Source organism: Rhizobium sp. BK181 (assembly GCF_014193305.1).
Lineage (GTDB): Bacteria > Pseudomonadota > Alphaproteobacteria > Rhizobiales > Rhizobiaceae > Rhizobium.
In genome coordinates, this window is the sequence record NZ_JACHZA010000001.1 from 33,863 (window position 1) to 60,426 (window position 26,564).

General features: G+C 59.8%; 26 protein-coding genes. 11 read left to right on the forward strand and 15 right to left on the reverse strand.

Features of this window, described 5'->3' with window-relative positions; genetic code table 11:
- The first annotated feature begins 31 nt into the window (after positions 1 to 31).
- On the forward strand, positions 32 to 568 hold the full coding sequence (locus FHT77_RS00185) for an outer membrane protein assembly factor BamE (RefSeq protein ID WP_183751436.1): 537 nt from the start codon (positions 32 to 34) through the stop codon (positions 566 to 568).
- A 69-nt stretch (positions 569 to 637) separates the two neighbouring features.
- Here FHT77_RS00185 and FHT77_RS00190 read toward each other — a convergent pair whose 3' ends face one another.
- From FHT77_RS00190 to FHT77_RS00200, 3 genes are all read right to left on the reverse strand, one after another.
- Positions 638 to 2,773 carry a sodium-translocating pyrophosphatase gene (locus FHT77_RS00190; protein ID WP_183751438.1) on the reverse strand — a complete coding sequence of 712 codons (2,136 nt, stop codon included), beginning with the start codon at positions 2,771 to 2,773 and terminating at the stop codon, positions 638 to 640.
- Positions 2,774 to 2,981: 208 nt separating this feature from the next.
- Complete coding sequence (gene nusB / locus FHT77_RS00195; RefSeq protein WP_183751440.1) at positions 2,982 to 3,464, reverse strand: transcription antitermination factor NusB; 483 nt, start codon at positions 3,462 to 3,464, stop codon at positions 2,982 to 2,984.
- Positions 3,465 to 3,467: 3 nt separating this feature from the next.
- Entirely contained in the window at positions 3,468 to 3,923 is a 456-nt protein-coding gene (locus FHT77_RS00200; protein ID WP_016553506.1) for a 6,7-dimethyl-8-ribityllumazine synthase, read from the reverse strand.
- A gap of 333 nt (positions 3,924 to 4,256) precedes the next feature.
- On the opposite strand from FHT77_RS00200, the gene FHT77_RS00205 reads away from it, so the two are divergent.
- From FHT77_RS00205 to FHT77_RS00215, 3 genes are all read left to right on the forward strand, one after another.
- On the forward strand, positions 4,257 to 4,607 hold the full coding sequence (locus tag FHT77_RS00205; RefSeq protein WP_183751442.1) for a hypothetical protein: 351 nt from the start codon (positions 4,257 to 4,259) through the stop codon (positions 4,605 to 4,607).
- Between the two features lie 98 nt (positions 4,608 to 4,705).
- Positions 4,706 to 5,209, forward strand: a complete 504-nt coding sequence (locus FHT77_RS00210; RefSeq protein WP_183751444.1) for a cupin domain-containing protein — start codon at positions 4,706 to 4,708, stop codon at positions 5,207 to 5,209.
- Positions 5,210 to 5,234: 25 nt separating this feature from the next.
- Positions 5,235 to 5,771: a GNAT family N-acetyltransferase gene (locus FHT77_RS00215; RefSeq protein ID WP_183753818.1), complete on the forward strand. Its 537-nt coding sequence runs from the start codon at positions 5,235 to 5,237 to the stop codon at positions 5,769 to 5,771.
- On the opposite strand, the gene FHT77_RS00220 is transcribed toward FHT77_RS00215, so the two are convergent.
- From FHT77_RS00220 to FHT77_RS00255, 8 genes are all read right to left on the reverse strand, one after another.
- Complete coding sequence (locus FHT77_RS00220; RefSeq protein WP_183751446.1) at positions 5,734 to 6,354, reverse strand: riboflavin synthase; 621 nt, start codon at positions 6,352 to 6,354, stop codon at positions 5,734 to 5,736. The genes FHT77_RS00215 and FHT77_RS00220 overlap by 38 nt on opposite strands.
- Positions 6,354 to 7,463 carry a bifunctional diaminohydroxyphosphoribosylaminopyrimidine deaminase/5-amino-6-(5-phosphoribosylamino)uracil reductase RibD gene (gene ribD, locus FHT77_RS00225; protein ID WP_183751448.1) on the reverse strand — a complete coding sequence of 370 codons (1,110 nt, stop codon included), beginning with the start codon at positions 7,461 to 7,463 and terminating at the stop codon, positions 6,354 to 6,356. The genes FHT77_RS00220 and ribD overlap by 1 nt, the downstream gene beginning before the upstream one ends.
- Before the next feature lie 3 nt (positions 7,464 to 7,466).
- Positions 7,467 to 7,943 (reverse strand): transcriptional regulator NrdR, encoded by a 477-nt coding sequence (nrdR, locus tag FHT77_RS00230; protein ID WP_007531462.1) that lies wholly within the window; start codon positions 7,941 to 7,943, stop codon positions 7,467 to 7,469.
- 9 nt (positions 7,944 to 7,952) lie between these two features.
- A complete protein-coding gene (gene glyA / locus FHT77_RS00235; protein ID WP_183751450.1) occupies positions 7,953 to 9,251 on the reverse strand; it encodes a serine hydroxymethyltransferase in 1,299 nt (432 codons plus the stop codon).
- Positions 9,252 to 9,428: 177 nt separating this feature from the next.
- Positions 9,429 to 10,733 (reverse strand): murein L,D-transpeptidase, encoded by a 1,305-nt coding sequence (locus FHT77_RS00240; protein ID WP_114712245.1) that lies wholly within the window; start codon positions 10,731 to 10,733, stop codon positions 9,429 to 9,431.
- 386 nt (positions 10,734 to 11,119) lie between these two features.
- Positions 11,120 to 11,965, reverse strand: a complete 846-nt coding sequence (locus FHT77_RS00245) for a hypothetical protein (protein ID WP_016553498.1) — start codon at positions 11,963 to 11,965, stop codon at positions 11,120 to 11,122.
- Between the two features lie 185 nt (positions 11,966 to 12,150).
- The gene (gene ldtR, locus FHT77_RS00250; protein ID WP_183751452.1) at positions 12,151 to 12,666 is read right to left on the reverse strand and encodes a transcriptional regulator LdtR; all 516 of its coding nucleotides are present in this window, start codon (positions 12,664 to 12,666) and stop codon (positions 12,151 to 12,153) included.
- A gap of 129 nt (positions 12,667 to 12,795) precedes the next feature.
- Complete coding sequence (locus FHT77_RS00255; protein ID WP_183751454.1) at positions 12,796 to 13,233, reverse strand: DUF6163 family protein; 438 nt, start codon at positions 13,231 to 13,233, stop codon at positions 12,796 to 12,798.
- 134 nt (positions 13,234 to 13,367) lie between these two features.
- On the opposite strand from FHT77_RS00255, the gene hemB reads away from it, so the two are divergent.
- From hemB to FHT77_RS00275, 4 genes are all read left to right on the forward strand, one after another.
- Entirely contained in the window at positions 13,368 to 14,381 is a 1,014-nt protein-coding gene (hemB, locus tag FHT77_RS00260; protein WP_183751456.1) for a porphobilinogen synthase, read from the forward strand.
- Between the two features lie 75 nt (positions 14,382 to 14,456).
- Positions 14,457 to 14,915 carry an RDD family protein gene (locus tag FHT77_RS00265; protein ID WP_183751458.1) on the forward strand — a complete coding sequence of 153 codons (459 nt, stop codon included), beginning with the start codon at positions 14,457 to 14,459 and terminating at the stop codon, positions 14,913 to 14,915.
- A 178-nt stretch (positions 14,916 to 15,093) separates the two neighbouring features.
- Positions 15,094 to 15,870 (forward strand): arginyltransferase, encoded by a 777-nt coding sequence (locus FHT77_RS00270; protein WP_183751474.1) that lies wholly within the window; start codon positions 15,094 to 15,096, stop codon positions 15,868 to 15,870.
- Entirely contained in the window at positions 15,871 to 16,758 is an 888-nt protein-coding gene (locus FHT77_RS00275) for a DMT family transporter (RefSeq protein ID WP_183751476.1), read from the forward strand. It abuts the gene before it with no gap.
- On the opposite strand, the gene FHT77_RS00280 is transcribed toward FHT77_RS00275, so the two are convergent.
- Both FHT77_RS00280 and parC read right to left on the reverse strand, forming a co-directional pair.
- Positions 16,697 to 17,206: an SRPBCC domain-containing protein gene (locus tag FHT77_RS00280; RefSeq protein WP_183751478.1), complete on the reverse strand. Its 510-nt coding sequence runs from the start codon at positions 17,204 to 17,206 to the stop codon at positions 16,697 to 16,699. The two genes, FHT77_RS00275 and FHT77_RS00280, sit on opposite strands and share 62 nt — an antisense overlap.
- A gap of 155 nt (positions 17,207 to 17,361) precedes the next feature.
- Entirely contained in the window at positions 17,362 to 19,617 is a 2,256-nt protein-coding gene (gene parC / locus FHT77_RS00285; RefSeq protein ID WP_183751480.1) for a DNA topoisomerase IV subunit A, read from the reverse strand.
- A gap of 236 nt (positions 19,618 to 19,853) precedes the next feature.
- Between parC and FHT77_RS00290 the strand changes: the two genes are divergently transcribed.
- Positions 19,854 to 21,041, forward strand: a complete 1,188-nt coding sequence (locus tag FHT77_RS00290) for a hypothetical protein (protein ID WP_183751482.1) — start codon at positions 19,854 to 19,856, stop codon at positions 21,039 to 21,041.
- 65 nt (positions 21,042 to 21,106) lie between these two features.
- Here FHT77_RS00290 and FHT77_RS00295 read toward each other — a convergent pair whose 3' ends face one another.
- A complete protein-coding gene (locus FHT77_RS00295) occupies positions 21,107 to 21,751 on the reverse strand; it encodes a TetR/AcrR family transcriptional regulator (RefSeq protein ID WP_183751484.1) in 645 nt (214 codons plus the stop codon).
- Positions 21,752 to 21,817: 66 nt separating this feature from the next.
- Here FHT77_RS00295 and FHT77_RS00300 point away from each other — a divergent pair, with 66 nt between their 5' ends.
- Positions 21,818 to 22,984 (forward strand): serine hydrolase, encoded by a 1,167-nt coding sequence (locus FHT77_RS00300; RefSeq protein ID WP_183751485.1) that lies wholly within the window; start codon positions 21,818 to 21,820, stop codon positions 22,982 to 22,984.
- Between the two features lie 48 nt (positions 22,985 to 23,032).
- On the opposite strand, the gene aspS is transcribed toward FHT77_RS00300, so the two are convergent.
- On the reverse strand, positions 23,033 to 24,823 hold the full coding sequence (gene aspS / locus FHT77_RS00305) for an aspartate--tRNA ligase (protein WP_183751487.1): 1,791 nt from the start codon (positions 24,821 to 24,823) through the stop codon (positions 23,033 to 23,035).
- Between the two features lie 269 nt (positions 24,824 to 25,092).
- Here aspS and FHT77_RS00310 point away from each other — a divergent pair, with 269 nt between their 5' ends.
- Complete coding sequence (locus FHT77_RS00310) at positions 25,093 to 26,484, forward strand: multicopper oxidase family protein (protein WP_183751489.1); 1,392 nt, start codon at positions 25,093 to 25,095, stop codon at positions 26,482 to 26,484.
- The last annotated feature ends 80 nt before the right edge of the window (positions 26,485 to 26,564 follow it).

Genomic DNA, 26,564 nt, shown 5'->3' on the forward strand with positions numbered 1-26,564 from the left:
CTGTGGCTGCCATTCATAATTTTAGGAGTAGATGTCGTTGACGAAACGGTATTTCAAGACTGACAAAAAATTCCTCAACAGTGCCGCCATTGCCATCATGATTGCCTCCACCGGACTTTCAGGCTGCCAGACAGGAACTGTCCTCAATGGCGGATATGTGGCCGACGAACAGTCGTTGAATCTTGTCCCGGAAGGATCGAGCCGCGAGCAGGTTCTCCTGTCCCTGGGTACACCATCGACAACAGCAACGTTCGATGGCGAAGTTTTCTACTACATCTCGCAGCGCCGCGAACGTTCCATGGCGTTCCAAAAGCTGAAGGTCGTCGACCAGAGCGTTCTGGCGATCTATTTCGACAAGGACGGCATCGTTACGCGTCGCGCGAACTACACGCTCAAGGATGGCAAGGTCTTTGATACGATCACGCGTGTCACCCCGACTGGCGGCAAGGACTTCACCTTCCTGCAGCAGCTTTTGTCCGGCGGCAGTGCCGCGAACGCTGCCAAGGGCCTCTTCGGTGGCGGCACGTCGCAGCCGGCTTCGCCTCAGAACCCGGCCAGCTTGCGCTAGAGCGAGCGAATGCTCAAAGAAAAACCCGCCGGATCGCTCCGGCGGGTTTTTTAGTGTTCTCGGTTAGCCTCAGGCCAGAACGGCAAGAAGAAGCAGCGCGACGATGTTGGTGATCTTGATCGCCGGGTTGACGGCCGGACCGGCCGTGTCCTTGTAGGGGTCACCTACCGTGTCGCCGGTCACCGAGGCCTTGTGGGCATCGGAGCCTTTCATGTGACGCACCCCGTCCTTGTCGACGAAGCCGTCTTCGAAGCTCTTCTTGGCGTTGTCCCATGCGCCGCCGCCCGAGGTCATCGAGATCGCAACGAACAAGCCGTTGATGATCACGCCAAGCAGCGAAGCACCCAGCGCCGCAAAGGCCGAAGCCTTCGAACCGGAAATGAGCAGCACGCCGAAATAGACGACGATCGGCGCCAGTACCGGCAGCAGCGACGGGATAATCATTTCACGGATCGCCGCCTTGGTCAGTAGATCAACGGCACGGCCGTAATCCGGCTTCTCCGTTCCTTGCATGATGCCGGGCTTCTGCTTGAACTGGAGGCGAACCTCCTCGACGATAGCGCCGGCCGCGCGACCGACGGCTGTCATTGCGATGCCGCCGAAGAGGTAGGGAATGAGGCCGCCGAAGATCAATCCGGCGACGACATAAGGATTGGAAAGGTCGAATGAGATATCGCCGATGCCTGCAAAATATGGGTACTTGTCGCCATTGGCGGCAAAGTACTTGAGGTCGTAGGAATAGGCGGCAAACAGAACCAGGGCGCCGAGACCCGCCGAGCCGATCGCATACCCCTTGGTGACGGCCTTCGTCGTGTTGCCGACAGCATCGAGCGCGTCGGTCGACTTGCGCACCTCAGGCGGCAGATGGGACATCTCCGCAATGCCACCCGCGTTGTCCGTCACCGGACCGAAGGCATCGAGGGCGACGATCATGCCGGCAATGCCGAGCATGGCGGTAACCGCAATGCCAGTGCCGAAAAGTCCGCCGAGCTGATAGGTCGCTAGGATGCCGCCAACGATGACGATCGCCGGTAGAGCCGTCGATTCAAGCGAAACCGCAAGCCCCTGGATGACGTTGGTGCCGTGGCCGGTCACCGACGCCTGAGCGATCGAATTGACCGGGCGTTTGTTGGTGCCGGTGTAGTATTCGGTGATGACCACGATTAGCGCCGTCACGATCAGACCGACCAGACCGCAGACAAAGAGGTGCGTGCCGGTGATTTCCGCACCGTTGACAGTGCCGACAGGGCCCCAGCCGATCGTCAGCGACGTCGCGGCGCCAAGACCGATGATCGACAGCAGGCCGGTGACAATGAGGCCCTTGTAGAGAGCACCCATGATTGAGCCGTTGCTGCCGAGCCTGACGAAGAAGGTGCCGACGATCGAGGTGATGATGCAAGCGCCGCAGATCGCGAGCGGATACAACATCGCCGATTGTAGGAGGGGCGCGCCGGCAAAGAAGATTGCGGCGAGAACCATGGTCGCGACGACGGATACGGCATAGGTTTCGAAAAGGTCGGCCGCCATGCCGGCGCAATCGCCGACGTTGTCGCCGACGTTGTCAGCAATCGTTGCGGGGTTGCGCGGATCATCTTCCGGAATACCTGCTTCGACCTTGCCGACGAGGTCGCCGCCGACGTCAGCGCCCTTGGTGAAGATACCGCCGCCGAGACGGGCGAAGATCGAAATCAGCGACGCGCCGAAGCCAAGCGCGACAAGGGAATCGATCACTTCGCGGGAGCTGCCATCGTGTCCAAGCACGACGGTCAGCACATAGTAGTAGATCGACACGCCAAGAAGCGCCAGACCAGCCACCAGAAGCCCGGTGATAGCGCCCGACTTGAAAGCAATCTCAAGTCCGGCAGACAGGCTCTGGGATGCTGCCTGCGCCGTGCGGACGTTGGCGCGCACCGAGACGTGCATGCCGATGAAACCAGCGGCGCCGGACAGAACCGCGCCAATGAGGAAGCCAATTGCAGCCGTGCCGGAGAGCAGCAGCCAGGCTGCAATGAAAACGACGATGCCGACGATTGCGATAGTCTTGTATTGGCGCGTCAAATAAGCCTGCGCGCCTTCACGAATATAGCCTGCAATTTCCTGCATGCGCTTGTTACCCTGATCGGCGGCGAGCACCGACCGGGTTGCCCAGATGGCATAGACCACCGAGAGCAGACCGCACGCTATTACCCCTAAAAGAATGCTCATTTCGCTCTTTCCTCCAAAAGAGCCGGAGCTCACTCCCTCTCCGGCTGCGAATACGCCGACTCGATTTCCTCCCACAGAAATGCTGCAACGCCGCGCGGAGATTGCGTGGAGGAAAACGGCGCGTCAAGCCCCGCAAACGCCAAAAGCCCTTGCAGCACAATGGGAACCGGGAGTTTTTGGAGGTCGGGGCAACAGCCCCGCCAGAACGCTATTTCTTGGCTTCGCCGCGAACCTGTTTGGCGATCCGGTCAAGCACCGCATTGACCAGTTTTGGCTCGTCGTCGCTGAAGAAGGCCTGGGCGATCTCGACGTATTCCGTCACGATGACTGCGACCGGAACGTCCTTGCGATCCAGGATCTCGAACACGCCGGCACGCAGGATCGCGCGGACGGTGCTATCGAGACGCGACAGCGCCCAGTCGTCCTGCAGCGCGGACGCGATCAGCGGGTCCAGACGACGCTGCTCTCGCACGACGCCTGACACGATGGAGCGGAACCAGGAGGGGTCGGCCTTCAGGTAGGTCTCGCCGTCGAGTTCCTGGCCGAGGCGATGCGCCTCGTATTCGGCCACGATCTCCAGCACGCCGGTGCCGCCAATATCCATCTGGTAGAGCGCCTGAACGGCAGCAAGGCGCGCAGCACCTCGCTGGTTCGCAGTCTTGACGGGACGCTCCGAGTTTTCGTTGTTCATTCGTTATGCACCCAATTTCTTCTTCAGCTCGATCATCGTGAGAGCTGCACGGGCGGCAAATCCGCCCTTGTCCTTGTCCGAACGGCGGGCACGAGCCCAAGCCTGATCGTCATTCTCAACAGTCAGAATACCATTGCCAATGGCAAGGGATTCGCTCACGGCCAGATCCATCAGCGCGCGAGAAGATTCGTTCGAGACAATATCGAAATGATAGGTCTCGCCGCGGATGACCATGCCAAGAGCGACATATCCATCGTACTGCGTGCCTTCATTATCTGCTCCGTCGAGCGCCATGGCAATTGCCGCTGGAATCTCGAGAGCACCCGGGACGGTAACCACCTCATAGGTTGCCCCGGCCTCTTTCAAGGCGAAAGTCGCGCCTTCGAGCAGCGCATCGGCCATGTCGTCGTAGAAGCGTGCTTCAACGATCAAAATGTGGGGAGCGGTTTCTCGCGCCATGCTTCACCTTCGGAGCTAGAGGACTTCACTGTTTGGCAGGCCGCGGTCAAAACACGCCGCGACCGGAATGGCAAGCAAATTCGGATCATGGCTCCGATGCGAAATCCGGAATCGCGACAAGCACATGATGGACACTGCACACATCGGCCTGAGGCCACCGTTGTGCGGCGCCTCGAAAATGGCGAATGAAGGGCAACCCGCATGAACAATTTGTAACCAAATTCCAGATAGTTATTGGTTGAAGGCGGACAATCCAGCTACCAATTTCAGCTGTGTAACGCTGACGATCCATTGCCGACGGCCGATCGTCAGAGCAGATGAAAGGATAGTTCCATGAATCGCGTTGCCGCCATCGCCTCCGCAGTCGTTACTCTTGCCTTCGCAGACGCCAGCCGTGCGGAAAGTCTCGACATGAACGCCCCATCAGGCATCGAGCGCACCCTCCGAACCTTCAGCGGCGCAAATCTCGATGTTCGGCAGGTTTACGATCACGGCGGATCAGGAAATATCGGTGACCCGAAATCCTTTGCCGCACGCAGCGTCAATGACCTCCAAATGATCCGCGCCGCCATTGCTGCTAACAAGCCGCTCCTGCATCAACTCAACGCCAAAGGCGTGCTGCTCGGAAACATCGTCAACGTTGATCAGGCTGTAGATGGCGGTCTCACCGTCTACTATCGATAAACGCGAGGGCGGCGGCACAAGCTGTCGCCCGGCATGATGCTTTGCGGTTGTATTTTCTCGCTGGATGGTGCCTTTTCTCCGGAAACAGGAGGGAGACAATGTCCAGCGTATCGAAGCCCGTGATCAACATCGCCGATTTGAAGCTTGAGCATTGGAAGCAAGGAGACCTGTACGAGGGCACGGACGCCTCGTTCGGCTCGCTTCTCGGTCTCGCCGGCCTCGGCATCAGCTACAACGAGGTGCCGCCCGGCAAATCCAGCTGTCCGTTCCACAATCATCATGTAGAGGACGAGCTGTTCTTCGTTATCGAGGGCACCGGCGAGTATCGCTTCGGCCCCAATCGCTACCCTATCCGGAAGGGCGACACGCTCGGCGCTCCGGCTGGAGGACAAGAGACCGCGCATCAGATCATCAACACTGGTTCGACGCCTCTCATTTACCTCGGTATCTCGACCAAGGCGAAGACCGAGATCGTCGAGTATCCCGATTCCGGAAAATTTCTCGCCAAGTCCAATCGCGACGAAGAACAAACGAACCGTTTTCGTTTCATGGGCAGAGACAGCGGTAATTTGGACTACTGGGACGGCGAACCCGGCGCATGACGTCCATTCGAGAGAGCATTTCATGATGACCAGCATTCCGACCATCGAGACCGAGCGGCTGCTCCTACGGGCGCATACCGTCGATGATTTTGAGGCCTACCAGACGATGTGGAGCGACGAAGCCGTCGTCCGCTTTATCGGCGGCGTGCCGTCGACCCGTGAGCAAGCCTGGGCCCGGCTTCTTCGCGTTGCAGGCATGTGGCATCACATGGGCTTTGGATTTCTTGCGATCGAGGAAAAGCGGACCCGGCGTTTTGTCGGTGAAGCGGGCTTCCTCGACATGAAGCGGGACATGCAGCCGGTTTCCACGGAAGGCACGTTGGAAACTGGCTGGGGGCTTATGCCACTCGCGCAAGGCCGGGGCTACGCCAGCGAGGCGCTGACCGCCCTGATCGCCTGGGCAGAAGAACGGTTTCCCTCCAAACCGATGACATGCATCATCGATCCGGGGAACGACCCCTCGCTGCGCCTCGCGCGAAAGCTCGGCTTTCGCGAGGTCCAACGATGCAACTACAATGGAGAAGTCATTCTGCTTTCGCGGTCGGGAACTCGGCCAGCCTAGCAGCATAGCGGGCCATGGTGTCGACTTCGAAATTGACGAAGTCGCCGGCCTTGCGCTCACCCCATGTCGTGACCTCAAGCGTGTGACGGATCAGCAGAACATCGAAATCGGTACCGTCGACCGCGTTGACGGTGAGCGACGTGCCATCCAGGGCGATCGAGCCCTTGGGCGCAACGAACTTGGCAAGATGCTGCGGCGCGCGCAGACGAAAACGTGTGGCATCGCCCTCTTCGGTGACGGAGAGGATCTCTGCCTTGCCGTCAACGTGACCGGAAACGATGTGGCCACCGAGTTCGTCGCCGATCTTCAGCGAGCGCTCGAGGTTGATATGGCTGCCTTCCTTCCACGTCCCGATGGTCGTCAGGCGCAGGGCCTCTTCCCAGGCTTCGACCTCGAACCAGCGGCCGTTGCTACCATCACCAGGCAAGCCGGTCACCGTCAGGCAGATGCCGGAATGCGAGATCGAGGCGCCCATGTCGATCGTCGCCGGATCATAGGCGGTGGCGACGCGCAGCTTGATGCCTTCCTTCAACGCGGAAACGGATTCGATCGTGCCGACGTCGGTGACAATTCCGGTAAACATCAAAGCTCTCTTTCGTATTCGTCCAGGCGGTCGTCGCCAAATATGAAGGTCCCCCTGTGTAGGAGGTCCGATGGCATATCGGTCTTCGTTACTGGGGATTCAATACCATCCTGCCCGATCACCTCGGGGCCCTGATAGAGGAGGATGCGATCGACATAGCCGGCATCGAGGAAAAGCTTAGCCGTCCGCGCGCCGCCTTCAACGACAAGCGAGGAAATGCCGCGCGACGCGAGCGCCGGCAGCAGCTCGTCCAGACGGTTGGGATTGCATTGGACCACCTCGACGCCCGCCTGATCCAGCGCGTCGCGGCGCGCAAGAAAGGCCTTGTCCTCGCTGTTATCGAAGCGCGGTGGCTCAGTCGCGACAACGATCAACGGCACTTGCCTGGCAGTTGCAACCAGCTTGCTGTCCAGCGGCAAAGAGAGATGTTCATCGAGCACGACGCGAACCGGCGAGCGCGTCTCAAGGCCAGGCGTGCGAACCGTGAGCAACGGGTCATCGGCGACCGCAGTACCGATCCCGACCAGAATCGCGTCGGTTTCAGCACGCAACTTCTGGACTTCGGCCCGTGCGGCCGGACCGGTGATTGCAACCTGTCCCTCACCCTTCTTGCCGATCATACCGTCGGCAGAAACTGCAAGTTTGAGAGTCACATAGGGCCGGTTCTTTGTCTGCCGCGTGAGGTACGCGGCGAGCGAACGCCTGCCTTCCTCTTCGAGAATTCCGGACTCGACTTCAATCCCGGCGTCGCGCAGCATGGAGATCCCCCTGCCCGAAACGCGCGGATCCGGATCCGTCACGCTGATAACGACACGACCGACACCATAGGCAATCAGCGCCTCCGCGCAGGGCGGCGTCTTGCCGTAATGCGAGCAGGGTTCGAGCGTGACATAGGCGGTGGCGCCGCGCGCCCGTTCGCCCGCTTCGGCCAGGGCTTGCGGTTCGGCATGGGGACGCCCGCCGACTGCCGTCACCGCACGGCCGACGATCTGACCGTCACGCACGATCACGCAGCCGACAGAAGGATTGGTAGACGTCTGGCCGAGATGCAGGAGACCCAGGCGGATCGCCTCTTGCATGAAACGCGCGTCGTCTTCCGAAGCGCTCATGAGCTAGTTGTCCAGGGGATCGCGGGCGATCTTGGCGTTGATCTCGGAAATGACCTTCTCGAAATCCTCGGCGTGCGAGAAATCCCGATAGACCGAGGCATAGCGAACGAAGCCGACGTCATCCAGGCTCTTCAACGCTTCCAACACCTGAAGGCCGATCTGCTCGGAGCTGATCTCGACCTCGCCCGAGCTTTCAAGCCGTCGAACGATACCGGAGACCGCACGCTCGATGCGGTCGCGATCGACAGGGCGCTTGCGCAGTGCGATCTCGAAAGATCGCACCAGCTTGTCGCGGTCGAACGGCACCTTGCGACCGGTCTTCTTCGACACCATCAGCTCGCGGAGTTGCACGCGCTCGAAGGTCGTGAAGCGACCGCCGCAATCGGGACAAATACGCCTGCGGCGGATGGACGTATTGTCCTCCGCCGGGCGTGAATCCTTGACCTGTGTGTCTTCCGATCCGCAGAATGGGCAGCGCATGCGCTATCCTTAGCCGATGTAATCGTACATTGGGAAGCGGTTGGTCAGGTCGACCACCTTGCCGCGAACGGCTGCTTCCACGGCTGCGTTGCCCTCGTCGGAATTGGCGACCTTCAGGCCGTCGAGAACCTCAACGATGAGATTGCCGATTTCCTTGAATTCCGCTTCCTTGAAGCCGCGCGTCGTGCCGGCCGGTGCGCCGAGGCGCACACCCGACGTGACGAAAGGCTTTTCTGGATCGAACGGAATGCCGTTCTTGTTGCAGGTGACGTAGGCGCGGCCGAGTGCAGCTTCTGCGCGCTTGCCGGTGGCGTTCTTCTTGCGAAGGTCAACCAGCATCAAGTGGTTGTCGGTGCCGCCGGAAACGACGTCGAGACCGCCTGCGATCAGGGTTTCGGCAAGCGCCTTGGCGTTCTTGACGATCTGGGCCGCGTAGTCCTTGAACTCGGGCTGCAGCGCTTCGCCGAAGGCAACGGCCTTGGCGGCGATGATGTGCATGAGCGGACCGCCCTGGAGACCCGGGAATACGGCCGAGTTGAACTTCTTCGCCAGATCCTCGTCGTTCGTCAGGATCACGCCACCGCGCGGACCACGCAGAGACTTGTGGGTTGTCGTCGTGGCAACATGGCAGTGCGGGAACGGCGACGGATGCTGGCCGCCGGCAACGAGGCCGGCGATGTGGGCCATGTCGACCATCAGGTAGGCGCCAACCGAGTCAGCGATCTCGCGGAAACGCTTCCAGTCCCAGATGCGGGAGTAAGCGGTGCCGCCGGCGATGATCAGCTTCGGCTTGTGCTCTTCGGCCTTGCGGGCAACTTCGTCCATGTCGAGCAGATTGTCGCCTTCGCGCACGCCGTAGGACACGACGTTGAACCACTTGCCCGACATGTTGACCGGCGAACCGTGCGTCAGGTGACCGCCCGAGTTGAGATCAAGGCCCATGAAGGTGTCCCCCGGCTGCAGCAGCGCCAGGAAGACGGCCTGGTTCATCTGCGAACCGGAGTTCGGCTGAACGTTGGCGAAATTGACGCCGAAGAGCTTCTTGGCGCGCTCGATGGCGAGTTCCTCGGCGATATCGACGAACTGGCAGCCACCATAGTAGCGCTTGCCCGGATAGCCTTCAGCGTACTTGTTGGTCATGATGGAGCCCTGGGCTTCCAGAACCGCGCGGGAAACGATGTTTTCCGAGGCGATCAGCTCGATCTCATGACGCTGGCGACCGAGTTCCTTTTGGATCGAGCCGAAAATTTCCGGATCGGTATCGGCAAGCGAGCGATTGAAGAAGGTCTGGGTGGAAGCATTGGTCATGGGCGGGCTCCTCAACTGGAATGCGCGAAGGTATTAGCGCCCTGCCCTGCCAAGGGCAATACGGAGAACGACATTTGCTAGGCAATCTACGCGCCGCGTGTTCCAGGCTCGATGCGGCAACAAAAAACCGCGCCAGAGGGGCGCGGTTTCGAGAAAATCAAACACGATCCAACTGACTTATTGAACCGGCTGCTCCGTGGTGGCGGTCGTGTCTAGCGCAAGCTCGGCGTTGCCGTCGAGCTGGTAGATATCGTCGCGGAACTGCACGACGCCATCCGGCATGCCCCAGGCGGAAATGTACACGAAGTAAACCGGCACTTCTTCGGCAAGCTTGATCGGTGTGTTGACGCGGGTCGTGATGACCTGCTCCATCTGTTGACGCGACCACGGCGGGGTCTCGCGCAGCAGCCAGGTCGTCAGGTCGCGAACGTTCTGGACGCGGACACAGCCTGAGGACTCAAAGCGCATCAGCTTGTTGAAGAGACCCTGCTGCGGCGTGTCGTGCATGTACTCGCCGTTCTTGTTGTAGAAGTTGATCTTCGTGGACGCCATGGCGTTGATCTTGCCCGGATCCTGACGGAACATGAAATTCGGCGCCTTCTCCGCATTCCAGTCGACCGTTTCCGGCGCCACCTCGTTGCCCTTGCCATCGATCAGGCGAATGGCATTCTTCTCGAGGTAGGTCGGGTCCTTGCGCATCAGCGGCACGATGTCTTTTTCGACGATCGAACGCGGTGCCGTCCAATAAGGATTGAGAATAACTTCGTAGATCTTCGAGTTAACGAGATGCGTCGGACGGCTGAGACGGCCAACGACCGCGGCGTGGCGCGTCGCAACGCTGCCGTCTTCCACCGCCTCGACGTAAGCCGCCGGAATGTTAACCATCACATGGCGGCGTCCCAGCTCTTCCGGGAAGGTCTGAATCCGGATGAGGTTGGTGTTCAGTTGCTGCAGGCGAACATCGGCCGGAACGTTCATCGCCTTCAAGGTGAACTCGCCGATAACACCGTCAGCCGGAAGGCCGTGACGCGCCTGGAAGCGCTTGACGGCGCCGTCGACATAGGAATCGAACGCCGAAGACATGCCCGCCTCGCGCGGCAGGTCGCCGGTAATGGCCAAACGCTGGCGAAGACCCTGGACGGCCGGGTCCGTCACGCCGATCTGCAGGCGCTGCTGGCTTGGGCTCACTTGCGGCCAACCGCCCGCGGAGGCGATCTGCTGATACTGCATGATCGCCTGCTGGATACTGGGCACCGACTGCGGTCCGAGAATCGGCGTGTTCGAAACGACAGCCGTCGCCGTACGGGATGCCGCCTTTGCATCGAATTGGTCATCCCAATCGCCGCGCTGCGGAGCATTAATGAGCGAATCGATCGCCGACTGCGCGAGTGCGGGGGTAGCCAATGCGCCCGCTCCCACCATTGCCGCAGACGTCAGAAACGCCCGACGAGAAAGAGCTTCAGTTCCGATTTTCTTCGACATTCATCCCAACCACTAAATTGCCGCTGCTTGAGAGACCGACGACCTTCGCTATCCCTGCGAGAGCGCAAATCCCTACCAACCCGTCGCCACGGCGCATTACACAATCTCTCTGCCGGCAATCACAGGATTGCGAGCAGGGAGCACGAGGTTATCGGACCTCAATTGGGGAAGCGCCATTTTGCCGTGCATTTCCGCTGACATGCTAATATGGCCAATTCGTGTCGCCTCGCACCACACTCAACCGCCGGTCGCAGACAACGCAGAAAAACCATATCGATCCACAGAATGTGGCGGTTAATAGCGGCTAAAAAACGGCTTGAATACAGGCGATTATGCTTGCCTGCCATGCGTTGCAAAGATGTCACGACAGCGTTGACGGAAGGTGCCTACTCGCGCCAGTGGTCGGCCACCCAAGGCGTTGGTCGGATGTAGTGGCGCAGATAACGAAACAGCGGCCTGTTGCGTCTCCGTTCGGGATCGAACATGTGTCGGATATGATCCAGCGGCGGCGCCGCGCGGCCCTTCAACCCGAACCGTCCTTCGACCGCGAACTGCGGATGGAAGTCGCGTGGAAACAGGATCACCCGCGCATCGGCCGGCAGGCGTGGCGTCAGGAAATAATTGAGCGGGAACGGCCAGCGGCAATCCTGCCTGAAATGGAGCACCCACCGACGCGGAAAGAACTTCGCGCCGCCGGGCGCATTTCTCGTCACAAAGCGCTGCTCGAATTGATACTTGTCAGCAACGCCTTGGGGATCGGCGCGGAATTTTTCTTGCAGCGGAACAAGCTTGCCGACAGGAAAGCGGAAGAGTGATGTCTGTCCGAGACGTTCAAACGGCGTCGTCTGGTTGCGCGACAGGATGACGTCGTCAGGACCGCCGACCTCGAAGAATGAGTCGAGGGAACCGACGATGACCAGATCGAGGTCGAGGAACAGCACTGGACCACTCAAATTTCCAAGCTTCGGCCCCCAAAGTCGCCCCTTGGGCCAAATGCCCTTCGTTCTCACCGGCATGTTTTCGACATCCAGCGGCGGCAGGTCCTCGCAAAGGATCTCAGGATTCAGATCGCTGCGATTGTCGGTGAAACAAGTGAAGGTGAAGGGAGGCGTGATGTTGCGCTTCACCATGGCATAAAGACGGTTGATGAAGGGGGCACCATATTTCGTTCCCCAACTGATGCAGATGACCTGCTTCACCCCACCGCTCGCCGCCAAGACAGCTGACACCATGACCTGCAACTCCTGATTCACGCTGGAACCCCCAAAGGTTCGTGCGAAGTCATTAGCAAGTTGTCGAGCGAATATGTAGTCCCCGCAGCGGAGCGAGGGAACGCGAAAAGGGCGCTACGGAATACCGTTGCGCCCTTTCGTGCCTTGGAGGTCTGATAAGCCAGCAGGGAAGTTGGCTTCCGAGATTACAGGCGGTAGAGGATCTGGTCGTTCCAGAAGCGGTCCAGACGGGTCAGCAGCTTGTTCATCTGCGTGAATTCGTCGGTGCCGATGCCGCCGACCTTGTCGATCGAGCCTACGTGACGCTCGTAGAGCTTGGCGACGGTTTCCGCGATGTCCTGGCCGGTTTCCGTCAGGCTGATGCGGACCGAGCGACGGTCGATGCGCGAGCGCTGGTGGTTGATGAAGCCGAGGTCGACGAGCTTCTTGACGTTGTAGGAAACGTTGGAGCCCAGGTAGTAACCGCGAGAGCGAAGTTCGCCGGCGGTCAGTTCGGAGTTGCCGATGTTGAAGAGGAGAAGTGCCTGGACAGCGTTCACATCGCTGCGACCCTGACGGTCGAACTCATCCTTGATGACGTCGAGCAGACGGCGGTGAAGACGTTCAACAAGGTGAAGGGATTCCATGTAAAGATCACGGATGCCCTGTTCCTGCTGGTCACGGAAGTTCGATACTGCCTGCGGCTTGATTTTCGTGTTCATGATGACTGCCTCACTGTTTGTTTGGCGGTGTTGGTTTTCTTCCCGCCTTGAGACAGACCCTATCGAATACAAATAAAATTCTACTTAAACCGCAGGCTTAACAGTGCCTTACCGAATCTCCTAGATGTATCAGGGTAAATCAACGCTTACCTGCTGGCGCCGCTTTCGCTTCTCGTACCAGAGCACGGCGCGGAATCCCACGTAGACCAGAGCGACCGCAATATGCAGGAGAACGATCAGCCGGTTGGACCCGAAAACGTCCGGCATGAAGCCGTGCATGATGACCTGTCCGCCTGCCGCTAGCACCCAGATTACCGGGCCCCAGGAGACGGCCAGCCAAAGGCCGAGGGACGCAACAGGAAAGAGAACGGCAAGGCAGGTGCTTGCGACCTTCCAGGGTAGGCTGAGCAGGTCGAAGCGCCCTGCCCCCACCAGCGAGTAGCCGACAAGCATCGCCCAATACTGCAATCCGAACCAGAAGCAGGACATCGCGACCAGCCGCAAGAACAGGATGAATAGAACGCTGGTCAGCGTCGGCTTCGGTATCGTCGGAGAATCAGCGTCCATATCTAAAACAATAGGGTTGCAGTTGGGACTTCGCCAGCGGCTCGATTATTACGGCCAATCGTCCGGTTTGGTTTTCAGCCGTGCCATGATAATGAGCGCATCGACAATTGGAATGGCAGAAAGCTGGAACGACCATGCAGGACAAGACGCATCTCGTCGACGACATCACCGGCCATCGGCGCATGCGCCGCAACCGCAAGGCCGACTGGACGCGGCGCCTGGTACAGGAAAACCGGCTGACGGTGGACGATCTGATCTGGCCGGTTTTCGTCGTTCCCGGCTCCGGCATCATCGAACCGATACCGGCAATGCCCGGCGTCAACCGGATGAGTGTGGACAAGCTCGTCGAAGCCACCAGGGAGGCGGCCGATCTCGGCATCCCGGCGATCGCGACCTTTCCGAACATCGAGATGGAACTCCGCGACGAAACCGGATCGAACAGTCTTGAGGCCAACAATCTGATCAACCAGGCGACGATCGCTATCAAGAAGGCAGTGCCCAATATCGGGGTCATCACGGATGTGGCGCTCGATCCTTTCACCAGCCATGGCCACGACGGGATCCTGCGACATGGCGAGATCGTCAACGACGAGACGGTCGATCAGGTTGCGCGCGCGGCCGTCATGCAGGCCGATGCCGGCTCTGACATCATTTCGCCGTCGGAGATGATGGACGGCAGAATCGGCGCCATCCGCCGCGCCCTTGACGCTGCCGGGCACCAGAATGTTGGTATCATGAGCTACGCCACCAAATTCGCCTCGGCATTCTATGGCCCCTACCGCGAGGCAATCTCGACCGGCGGGCTGCTCAAGGGCGACAAGAAGACCTATTACATCGATCCGGCAAACGGGACCGAAGCGATCCGGGACGCGGCGCTCGACGTCGAGGAAGGCGCCGACATGCTGATGGTCAAGCCGGGGCTGCCCTATCTCGACATCTGTTGGCGCATGAAGGAGGCTTTCGGACTACCCACCTTCGCCTACCAGGTTTCGGGCGAATACACACAGATCAAGGCGGCTGCGATGAACGGCTGGATCGATGGTGAACGGGCGATGCTGGAAACCCTGCTTTCATTCAAGCGCGCCGGGTGTGATGGCGTCCTCACCTATTTTGCGGTCGAGGTGGCCAGGATTCTAGCGAAGCGCTGACTGAGCGCAAATATTGCATTTGCGGGAAGCGATACCATATCAGCGGCATCGCTTTCTCGAAAGGAGACCGCAACAATGACGCTCACTCCCAACCCGCTTTATGCCGCACCGGACGACTGGCGCGCCTACAGCGGCACGCTGAGCCGTCGTGTCTTCGCATTCATCCTCGATTACGTGATCGTTCTGCTGCTTTGCATCCCGGCAGCCGTCGTGCTTTTCTTCCTGTCGATCGTCACACTGGGGCTCGGATTCTTTCTCTATCCGGCCTTGTTCGTGATCGTTGCCGGCCTCTATTTCGGCTTCACCGTTGGCGGTTCCAGTCAGGCCTCGCTTGGGATGCGCGCAATGGGAATCGCAATCATCCGAGTCGACGGGCAGCAGATGGATTTTCTGACCGCCATCGTTCACCTGGCGCTTTTCTGGATCTTGAACTCCGTTCTGACGCCGCTGATTCTGCTGGTCGGCCTGTTTACCGAGCGCAGCCGGCTTATCCACGATTTTCTGGTCGGCACGGTCACCGTACGCACCGCCTAAATCAGGTCCTTACACGCTAAAATAAACGCGGCTGCTGGCCTTTGCTGGCAGCCTTTGGGCGCCATATCCAAAAGTATAACGGGCAACATTGGACAACGGAATGGCCGCGCTGTTGACGTTTTTTATTCTTAAGTCATCCTGTAGATAAACAGCGAACCGAAGGAAATCTCCGGAACAGATGAATACGCAGACGACGCCCTCACCGCAGTTTTACCTGACTGCTCCGGCTGCGTGCCCTTATCTGGCCCACGAGATGGAACGCAAGGTCTTCACACATCTCGTCGGGCCGCGTGCAGCGGAGATGAACGATATCCTGACACAGGGCGGCTTTCGCCGATCGCAGAACATTGCCTATCGGCCAGCGTGCGAAGCCTGCCGTGCCTGCATCTCGGTGCGCATCCTCCCGCAGGAGTTCTTGCCGACAAAGTCGATGAAACGGGTTCTGGCGACAAACGACGATATCATCTCCACGGAGTTTCCTGCCCAGCCTTCCAGCGAGCAGTATTCGCTGTTCCGACGCTATCTCGATTTTCGCCACCAACAGGGCGGAATGTCCGACATGACTGTGCTCGACTACGCCATCATGGTCGAGGATACGCATGTGAACACGAAGATCATCGAGTATCGGCTTCGAAAGGAAGGGGCCGGGATCGAAGAGCGCCCAACCGGCGAACTGGTGGCCGCCGCCCTCACCGATACCATGAGCGACGGCTTGTCGATGGTCTATTCCTACTTCAACCCTGATATGGATCGGCGCTCGCTCGGGACCTTCATGATCCTTGATCACATCAGGCGGACAAAGGCTTTGGGTCTTCCGCACGTTTACCTTGGCTACTGGGTTCAAGGATCGCGGAAAATGGACTACAAGACTCGCTTCCAGCCGCAGGAGCACCTGACTTCGCGCGGTTGGGAACGTTTCGATCCCTCCGCATTGCCCGAAAGTACACGCTACTAAATGCTCCTCCCCTCCCTTTCCGATCATCGGAAGGGTCTGCTGCTGACAGCAATCGGCGGCCTGGCTCTTTCCATGGACATTCCCCTCGTGCGCCTTGCTCATGGAGACATGTGGTCGATCCTCGGCGCACGCAGCATCACGACCGTCGCCGTGACCGTGGTCCTGATCTGCCTCATCCGATACGTCAAGGGAACATGGCCAGTGCTTGTGCCCGGCAAACATGGCCTTGCAACGGGATTGCTCTACGGCTGCTCGACGCTCACCTTCCTGCTCGCCGTCTTCAACACGGCAACGGCGAATGTGGTCTTCATCGTCGCGTTCAATCCGATGTTCGGGGCCCTCCTCTCCTGGATATTCCTCAAGGAGCGCCCTTCGCTCTCCACGCTCGTTACCATGGCCGTCATGGTGTTCGGTGTTGGCTTGATCGTCCGTGACGGATTGGCCGGCGGCCATGTCTTCGGCGATGCCATGGCGCTGCTCAGCGCTTTCATCCTCGCGTCGGCGATCACAGTCGGTCGTGCGTCGCGCCGAGACATGGGCTTCGTGCCGCTGCTTGCGGCCGCCATGCCTGCCATCCTCGGTTTTGCCAACGCTTTGCCAGCTGGACTCGTCATAGAACATCCGGCGTGGATCGTCCTCAACGGCGCGCTGTTGATGCCGGTTGCGTTTTGGTGCCTTGCCACCGGGCCACGTTACCTGTCGGCGCCGGAAGTCGGCATGTTCTACCTGCTCGAAACCATTCTGGCTCCGATCTGGATCTGGTTAATTTTCGCAGAAGCGCCGCCGACGATGACTCTCATCGGCGGCACGATCCTGGTCTGCGCGATTATGGCGCACTCGCTTTGGATGGTTCGGCGGAAACCTTCGCGACAATCTCTGGCACATTGACCACCTGCATGGCATCGAGTTCGCGCTCGAGCCCTTGCATGACGTGAACCCAACCCTGCCGCGTCTGCTCCTCGAACTGCCCCCATTCAGAGCACATTTCGTGTGAGAGCGTCAGCCGTGTGCCTTCTGCAAGGGGTTCGATGTCGATCTGGATTCGGTCCGCATTGTGATCATGCTCGGCTGCAGAGAAGCAGAAGACCATCCGTCGCGGACGACGCAGTTCCAGAAACACGCCGTAATGAACCGCATCACCAGTCGGACGCCGATCGATGACGAGAAAATGCCCGCCAACCTTCGGATCGATATCGGCGCGGATCACGCGGCCTTCATCGCTTGCGAAGAGAAAGCGTTTTGCAATCTGAGGGTTCAGCCATGCGTCATAGACAGCGCAGGGCGAGGCATTGAAAGTATGCGCAACATTCAAGGTGATGGTATTGCAAGCACTCATCAACATTCCTCCGTGATCGACATGATGCTCCCGAAAGCGCCACATTCGATCATTCCGTCCGCCTACGGAATGATGTCTGTCCATGTTGTGATTACAGGACAGAATTAGAGGAATTGCGCCGCTCGCCAAGAGCGGCGCGCGGATTTATTTTTGCCTCAACCTGCGAACTTGCCGCTGCGCGGAAAACCCTTCGGAACGGTGCGACCGGCGGTCGCGCGATCGGCGAGCCACTCGGCCAGCTCGTCCTTGTTTTTCGTAAAGGTGCGGCCGGCACTATCTTCCCAGACGAGGCCGTCGGCGATGGCGAAGCAGCGCACATCGGAAATGCCGCCGTCCTTGTAGCGCTGCAGGCGGACGCCCTTGCCGCGCCCCATTTCAGGCACCTGCGCCAGCGGGAAGGCGAGCAGCTTGCGGTTCTCGCCAACGACAGCGACATGATCGCCGCTGACCGGAACAATCAGCTTCGTCTCCTCGGGCATGGAGACGTTCATAATCTGCTTGCCCTTGCGGGTATTGGCTACCATGTCGGTCTCGGCGACAACGAAACCGTTGCCCGCCGTCGAGACGATCAATTGCTTACGGGCCGGATCGTGCACGAACGCCGTCAGCACGTCCTGATCATTTTCCATGTCGATCATGATACGCAGAGGCTCGCCATGGCCTCGACCGCCGGGCAGCTTGTCGCCACCAAGCGTGTAGGCCTTGCCACCCGTGGTTATGATCAGGATCTTGTCGGTCGTCTGTGCCGGGAAGGCAACCTTCAACGCGTCGCCTTCCTTGAAGGTCAGGGTCGCGGTGTCGGAGATGTGTCCCTTCAGCGCGCGGATCCAGCCCTTTTCGGAGACGACGACGGTGATCGGCTCCTTCTCGATCATCGCCTGCTGGATTGCCTGCTCATCGGCTTCGGGCGCATCGGCAAACTGTGTGCGGCGGCGGCCGAGCTCGGTCGCCTTCGCGAACTTCTTCTTCACCTCGCCGATTTCCCAGGCGACCGTCTGCCACTGCTTGTCCTCGGATGCCAGCAGCGCCTCGATCTCGCCCTTCTCCTTGGTGAGCGCGTCGAACTCGGTGCGGATCTCGAATTCCTCGAGCTTGCGCAACGACCGCAGGCGCATATTGAGGATCGCTTCGACTTGGTTGTCGGTCAGCGACCAGCGCGCGATCATCACGGGCTTCGGCTCATCCTCTTCGCGGATGATGCGAATGACCTCGTCGATATTGAGGTAGGCGATCAGCAGGCCGCCGAGGATTTCCAAGCGACGATCGATAGCGGCGAGACGGAAGCGCGAGCGGCGCTGCAGCACTTCACGACGGTGGTCGAGCCACTCCTTCAGCACCTCGTTCAACGCCATGACGCGCGGGATGCGCCCCATCGACAACACGTTCATGTTCAGCGGGAACCGGCTTTCCAGTTCCGTCAGCTTGAACATAGATTCCATGAGGATCGTCGGATCGACTGTCCGGTTCTTCGGAACCAGCACGACGCGGACGTCTTCGGCGGATTCGTCGCGGATGTCCTCGAGCAAGGGCAGTTTTCGCGCCAACAGGAGTTCGGCGATCTTTTCGATCAATCGGGACTTCTGGACCTGGAACGGGATTTCGGTAACGACGATCTGATAACCGCCACGACCGAGGTCCTCGGTCTCCCACTTGGCGCGTGTGCGGAAACCGCCACGGCCGGTCTTGTAAGCCTCAATGATGCTTTCGCGGCTGTCGATGATGATGCCGCCGGTCGGGAAATCCGGGCCGGGGATGAACTCCACCAGCTTTTCGACCGAAGCATCGGGATGCTTGATGAGATGAAGTGCGGCGTCGCAGAGCTCGTGGACGTTATGCGACGGAATGGAGGTCGCCATGCCGACGGCAATACCAGACGAGCCATTCGCCAGTAGGTTCGGAAAGGCGCCCGGCAGGACGACCGGCTCTTCGTCTTCCTCGTTGTAGGTCGGGCGGAAATCAACGGCATCCTGTTCGATGCCATCGAGCAGGAGACCCGCGACCTCGGTCATCCGGGCTTCGGTGTATCGATAGGCAGCAGCACTGTCGCCGTCGATGTTGCCGAAGTTGCCCTGCCCGTCGACGACAGGGTAGCGTTGCGAGAAATCCTGCGCCAGACGCACCAGCGCATCATAGACCGACTGATCGCCATGCGGGTGAAACTTACCGATGACATCGCCGACGATACGGGCACATTTCTTGAAGGCGGAATTGGGCCGGATGCCCATCTCGCTCATGGCGTGAATGATACGGCGGTGCACCGGCTTCAAGCCGTCGCGCACGTCGGGCAGCGCGCGGTGCATGATAGTCGATAGCGCATAGGCGAGATAGCGCTCTTCAAGCGCCGCCTTCAGATCGACCGGAAGGATACTGTCGTCGTCTCCGCCGGAGGGCGGCAAAATCTGTTGTCCCATAGGTCCTGACTAGCCGAGATGTCCTATTTGAGCAAGGAATCCAAGCATTCGGGCTGTGGATGAAGTCTTGGAACGATGAGAAAAGAATGACAGTAGCTGCTTTGCCCGAATTTGGTCGTTCTTTCGTTTTCCCTTCAACACAAATTTAGAAATCCACAAATATAAACCGCGATCGAACCGCAGTAGATCGGCTACGAACAGAGCCACCGCTACGCACCGCCACTAAGGGACCCAAGATGACTTTTTACCGGACGACACGGCTGATGCTTTCGGGCGCCGCTTTTCTTTCTCTCGCCGGCTCGGCCTTTGCCCTCGATGGCCAGGCTCTGCTGACGAAGATCAACGCCGCTTACAGCCAGCAGGGAGGCACGATCGTTGCCGATGGCGTCGATGTCGACGGCACGACGGTGACGCTGAAGAAGGCGAGCTTCAAGGCCAACAGCGGCGAAGCGGTGCAGATTGGCGACATCACCATGAAAGGCGTCGAGGAAGACGAAGACGGCGGCTACTATGTCGAGGAAGCATCCTTCCCGAACATCAGCGCTACGAACGAGGGCTCCACTTTCACAGCAACCGACCTGACGCTGAGCGGTATTTCGATCCCTGCCGATCCGAAGGGTGAAGGGCTCGACTCGATGCTCCTCTACGAGAGCGCCCACAGCGGTCCGGTGAAGGTTGTCCAGAACGGGGCAGAGCTGTTCTCGCTCGCTGAAAGCGACATGAACCTGACGCTTCGCGAAGACGAATCCGGCTTCGATTTTGATGGCGCTTTCAAGGGTCTCAAGGCAGATCTCAGCAAGACAACCGACGCGCAGAGCAAGGAAGCGATCGACAAGCTCGCGCTCCAGCACGTCCAGGGCGACATCACTATGAAGGGCGCCTGGGAGCTGACACCCGGCACGATCGACGTCTCCGAATTCGCCTTCGACTTCAACAACATCGGCAAGCTGAACCTCGCCTTTAAGATCTCCGGCTACACGATGCCTTTCATAAAGTCGCTGCAGGAGGCGGCCAAGCAGGCGGAAGCAAACCAGAACAAGGAAGAGGCGCAGCAGGCCCTCGGTCTGTCGATGCTCGGGCTGATGCAGCAGCTGTCGTTCGAAAGCGCCCAGATCCGCTTCGATGACGCTTCCATCACCAAACGCGCCCTCGACTACGCCGGCAGCCAGCAGAACATCTCCGGCCAACAGATGGCGGATTCGTTGAAGGCGATGACGCCGATCATGCTGGCGCAACTCAACATCCCGGAGCTGCAGAACGCCATATCGGCGGCTGTCAGCACCTTCCTCGACAATCCGAAGAACCTGACGCTCGCTGCCGCTCCGGCAAAGCCCGTTCCGTTCCCGATGATCATGGGCGCCGCGATGGGCGCGCCGAATACCCTGCCGCAGGTTCTCGGCGTGAAGGTTTCCGCCAACGATTGATCTGAGCCTCTGGAACCCGACGAGCCGCTCTGCCCGCTGGGTTCCCTTCTGTTTAAGCGCAACGGTCACGCAGTGTAGCGGCGCAACTCATTCATTGCGTGGCCGGTCATTTCACCTAGTTCTGAGGCAGTGGCGCCGTCACGTGCCTGGACCGACATGCCCTGGACGATCGCCCCCATAAAGCGGGCAAGCGATCGGGCGTTCGCATCCTTCCTTATATCCCCTTCCTTGATGCCGCGTTCGATGCGCGCTACGAAAATGTCGAGCGTCTGCGTCCGCAGCGAGGAGACATATTCGGCAATGTCCTCATTCTCGGCCGCGCAATTCAACACAGCCGTCGAAATCATACAGCCCTTCGGATGGCCTGGCGCGGTGAAAATGGCGGCCGAGTTGTTCAGGAACCGCTCGAAGGCAGTGACGGTGTCGATCTCTGCCTGGAAAGGATTGCCGGGCTCGGGGCGCGGCATGCGGCGATATTGCGCGAGCGCCTCGCGATAAAGCTCCGCCTTGGAGCGGAAGGCCGCGTAGAGGCTCTGGGGCGTAATCCCCATCGAGGCAGTAAGATCGGCGATCGAGCTGCCGTCATAGCCGTGCTGCCAGAAGACGTCGCGTGCGGCGGAAAGCACCGTCTCGCGATCGAAGGCCGGCGGGCGACCGCGCTTCTTCTGACCGCTATTTTTCCCGTCGTCGTTATTTTTCATAGTGATCACTCTAGAAATATCATTCGATCCAGTTTATTCAGGAACGATCATTGTGATTATAGGAGGTTTGATCCAATGAGTCTTCCCCTCGAAACCCAGCACACACAGCAGACTGCCGACCTCGCAATCGCACTCGACGCGGTGATCGATCGCACGATCGCAGCAAGACGTCTCGTCGGCGCGGTGGTCCTCGTTGCCCACGAAGGCGTCGTTATATATCGCCGTGCAGCAGGCCTTGCCGATCGCGAAAAAGGACGGGCCATGGCCGAGGACACGATTTTCCGGCTCGCCTCGATCACAAAGCCGATCGTGACGATCGCAGCGATGCGGCTCGTCGAACAGAGCCGCATCAACCTCGACGATCCCGTGACCAAATGGCTGCCGGATTTCCGCCCGCGACTTGCGGACGGGACGGAGGCGGCCGTCGCTATCCGCCATCTGCTCACTCATACCTCTGGACTCAGCTATGGCTTCGCCGAAGAGGATGGTCCTTATGCCAAAGCAGGGATTTCCGACGGCCTCGATCAACCTGGCCTGCCGCTGGCCGAAAACCTGAAGCGGCTGGCGAGCGTCCCTCTCCTCTTCGCACCTGGCTCACAATGGCAATATTCGCTCGCCATGGACGTGATCGGTGGCGTCATCGAAAAGGAGACAGGTGCCCCGCTCGGCGAAGCCGTGGCAAAGCTGGTGACGGAGCCACTCGGCCTTGCCGACATCGCCTTTGCCGTGCGTGATCCCGGTCGCCTCGCTGCCGCCTATATGAACAGCGCACCGGAGCCCGCGCTGATGGGCAAAGAAGCCTCCGTGCGGGCTCTGAACGGCTCTGTGCGTTTCACGCCGGACCGCATCTTCGATCCGGCGTCCTATCATTCCGGCGGCGCCGGCATGGCGGGAACAGCGGGCAACGTGCTGGCGATCCTGGAGACGATCCGCAAGGGCGGCTCGTCGCTTCTCTCTTCCGAAACAGTCAAGACCATGACGGCAGATCAGGCGAACGGCGTGCGCCAGCTTCTCGATCCGGGCGTCGGCTTCGGTTTCGGCTGGGCGGTGGTGACCGACCCAGTCTCCGCGCAGGTGCCGTGGTCGAAGGGGACGTTTCGCTGGGGCGGCGCTTACGGCCATAGCTGGTTTGTCGATCCCGCAAAGAAACTGACCGTCGTGGCGCTGACGAATACGGCGCTGGAGGGGATGTGGGGGCAGTTCACGGTGGATCTGCGCGACGCGCTCTACGCGGCGCTTTGAGTGCAAAGAAAAAGCCCGGCTCAGGCCGGGCTTTTTATGCGAGCCTACTCAGTCCTTCTTGACCGGCGGGATCGGGCGGATCGACAGTTCGCGCAGCTGCGTCGGCGTTGCCGGGGTCGGTGCGCCCATCAGCAGGTCCTGCGCCTGCTGGTTCATCGGGAACAGCGAGATCTCGCGCAGGTTCTTGGCGCCGACGAGCAGCATGACGATGCGGTCGATGCCGAAGGCCATGCCGCCATGCGGCGGCGCACCGTACTGGAATGCGCGGTAGAGGCCGCCGAACTGCTCCTCGACCTCGGCCTGCGACTTGCCGGTCAATTCAAAAGCCTTGACCATGACTTCCGGCAGCTGGTTACGGATCGAGCCCGAGGCGATCTCGAAGCCGTTGCAAACCATGTCGTATTGGAAGGCCTTGATCGACAGCGGATCGCTGCCATTGAGCGCATCGAGGCCGCCCTGCGGCATCGAGAACGGGTTGTGGGCGAAGTCGATCTTCTTCTCGTCTTCCATCCATTCGAAGAACGGGAAGTCGACGATCCAGCAGAATTCGAAGCGATCACGGTCGACGAGGTTCAACTCCTCGCCGGCCCTCGTGCGGGCTTCGCCGGCAAACTTGTAGAACTTCGACGGATCGCCAGCGACGAAGAAGCAGGCGTCGCCGTCATCGAGGCCGAGCTGCGTGCGGATCGCGTCGGTGCGCTCCTCGCCGATGTTCTTGGCGAGCGGGCCGGCGCCTTCGAGCTTCTCACCCTCCTTGCGCCAGAAGATATAGCCGAGGCCCGGCTGCCCCTGGCTCTGCGCCCAGGCGTTCATGCGGTCGCAGAACGCACGGCTACCGCCAGTCTTGGCGGGAATAGCCCAGACCTCGACCTTCGGGTTCGAGGCAATCATGTTCGCGAAAACCTTGAAACCGGAGCCGGCAAAATGCTCGGTGACCGCCTGCATCTCGATCGGGTTGCGGAGGTCGGGCTTATCGGAACCGTACTTGCGGATCGCCGTCTCATACGGAATGCGCGGGAACTTCTCGGTCACCGGCTTGCCTTCGGCAAACTCGACGTAGATGTCGCGAATGACCGGCTCCATCGTGTTCCAGACGTCTTCCTGGGTGACGAAGCTCATTTCGAGGTCTAGCTGGTAGAATTCGCCCGGCAGACGGTCGGCGCGCGGGTCTTCGTCGCGGAAGCACGGCGCGATCTGGAAATAGCGGTCGAAGCCGGCAACCATCAACAGCTGCTTGTATTGCTGCGGCGCCTGCGGCAGCGCGTAGAAGGTGCCGGGGTGGATGCGTGACGGCACGAGGAAGTCGCGCGCGCCTTCCGGCGAGGAGGCCGTCAGAATCGGCGTCGTGTATTCGGTGAAGCCGACATTGCCCATTTCGCGACGCATGGCGGAGATAACCTGCGTGCGCTTGACGATGTTCTTGTGCAGGGTCTCGCGGCGCAGATCGAGGAAGCGATACTTCAGGCGAACGTCTTCCGGATAATCAGGCTCGCCGAAGACCGGCAGCGGCAATTCCTTGGCAGCGGAGAGAACTTCGATCTCCTGCGCGTAGAGTTCGATCTCGCCGGTCGCCATGTTCTTGTTGACGGTGTCTTCCGTGCGCGCCTTGACGAGGCCGTCAATGCGGATCACCCACTCGCCGCGGACCAGTTCAGCCTGCTTGAACGCGGGCGAATCCGGATCGGCAACGACCTGGGTGACGCCGTAATGGTCACGGAGGTCGATGAACAAAACGCCGCCATGGTCACGAACACGGTGGACCCAGCCGGAAATCCGGACATTGGCGCCGACATCCGACTTGCGGAGGGCTGCACATGTGTGGCTGCGATAGCGATGCATAATCTCAATTCCCGGTATCTGGCTTAAGACGGCGGCAAGGGGCTCTGATGGCTCTCCCGCACCGACAAGAAAATCGGGCGGAAAAGCGCATGGACGGTCTGATTTGTCAAGGGTTGGCACGCTAAGCATGCGCTTTGCGCCAGCTTTATGACAGGCCCGCAACCATGCGACCGCGAATACCCATGCGGCAGTTTGGCAACTCCCTACCATATTGCTGAAGCTCGCAGTCAACTTTAAAGAAGAGCAATATCCTCGCGCGGAGCCTCTACATGCCCCTTTTCACTCGCCGCAACCTGCTGAAAGCCTCGGCCGTTGCGGGTGCTTATGGCGTCGGTGTCGGAATAGCGGGGAAATTCGGGTTGGCGGAAGCGGCGCCGGAGCCAAAAGTGCTGAAAGCGTTAAAGACGACGGCCAGCCTCACCGACTCCGCCGTGACGAAAGACATCATGACTTGGGGCGACGCCGGCATGCCTCCGGTATTGCGAATGACGAAGGGCAAACCTTTTGCGGCAAGGCTGACGAACACGCTCGACGAGCCGACGACGATCCACTGGCACGGCCTGAGAATAGCGAACAAGATGGACGGCGTGCCGTTCATGACGCAGCCCTATGTCTATACCGGTGACAGCTTCGACTATGCCTTCACGCCGCCGGATGCCGGCACCTTCTGGTATCACCCACATTGCAACACGCTGACACAGATGGGTCACGGCATGACTGGCGTTCTCGTGGTGGAGGATCCAGATGATCCGGTATTCGACGCCGAGGTTGTGCTCAATCTGCGCGACTGGCGGCTCGGTGGCGACGGGCAGTTCATCGCGGCCTTCCGTCCGCGCGATGCGGCAAAGACCGGCACCTACGGAACAGTCAGGACGGCCAACTGGCACCAGGAGCCGCAATATGATGCGCCGGCCGGCGGCCTCGTCCGGCTCCGCATTGCGGTGACTGACGTCACCCGCATCTTTTCCCTGAAGACGGAGGGCGCCGAGGCGACCGTCATCGCGCTCGACGGCAATCCTGTCCCGAAACGCTTTCCGCTCGATCTGCTGTTGATCGGGCCCGGTCAGCGCCTCGATCTCGCCGTCAGGATGCCAGACAGCGAGGGTGCCGTCGCCACACTCGAAGACATCAGGGGCACAATGCCGAAGACGATCGCCAAGCTTTGCGCCGTCGGAACCTCGTTGAAGCGCAATGTCGGCGATCTCACGGCGCTTGGCGAGAACCCGGTTGCTAAGCCCGATCTGTCTGCGGCACAGAAGATCCCGCTCATTCTCAGCGCTACGGCCGAGAGTGCGCCTGTCGACAGCATCTGTGGTACGCTGGGCTACAGCTTCTGGGCCATCAACAAGGTACCGTGGCCCGGCGACACGCCGGATCCGACCGCGCCGCTGGCGGAATTGAAGCTGGGTAAGAGCTACATCCTGCAGCTCGAGAACGTGACGCCGCACACGCATCCGATCCACCTGCACGGCATGAGCTTTACCGTGCTCTCGTCCTCGACGCGGAAGGTCGAGCCGCTCGTTAGCGACACCTATCTCGTCCAACCCGATGAAAAGGTGCAGCTCGCTTTCGTTGCTGACAATCCAGGCGATTGGCTGTTGCACTGCCACATCATCGAGCATCAGAAAACCGGCATGACCAGTTATGTTAGAGTTGTTTGACCGGTCTTTGCGGGTTCTAGTTGACATATCCGGCCGAAAGGAGAAGGAAGGTTCAACTATGTCTATCCTGCGAATGAATT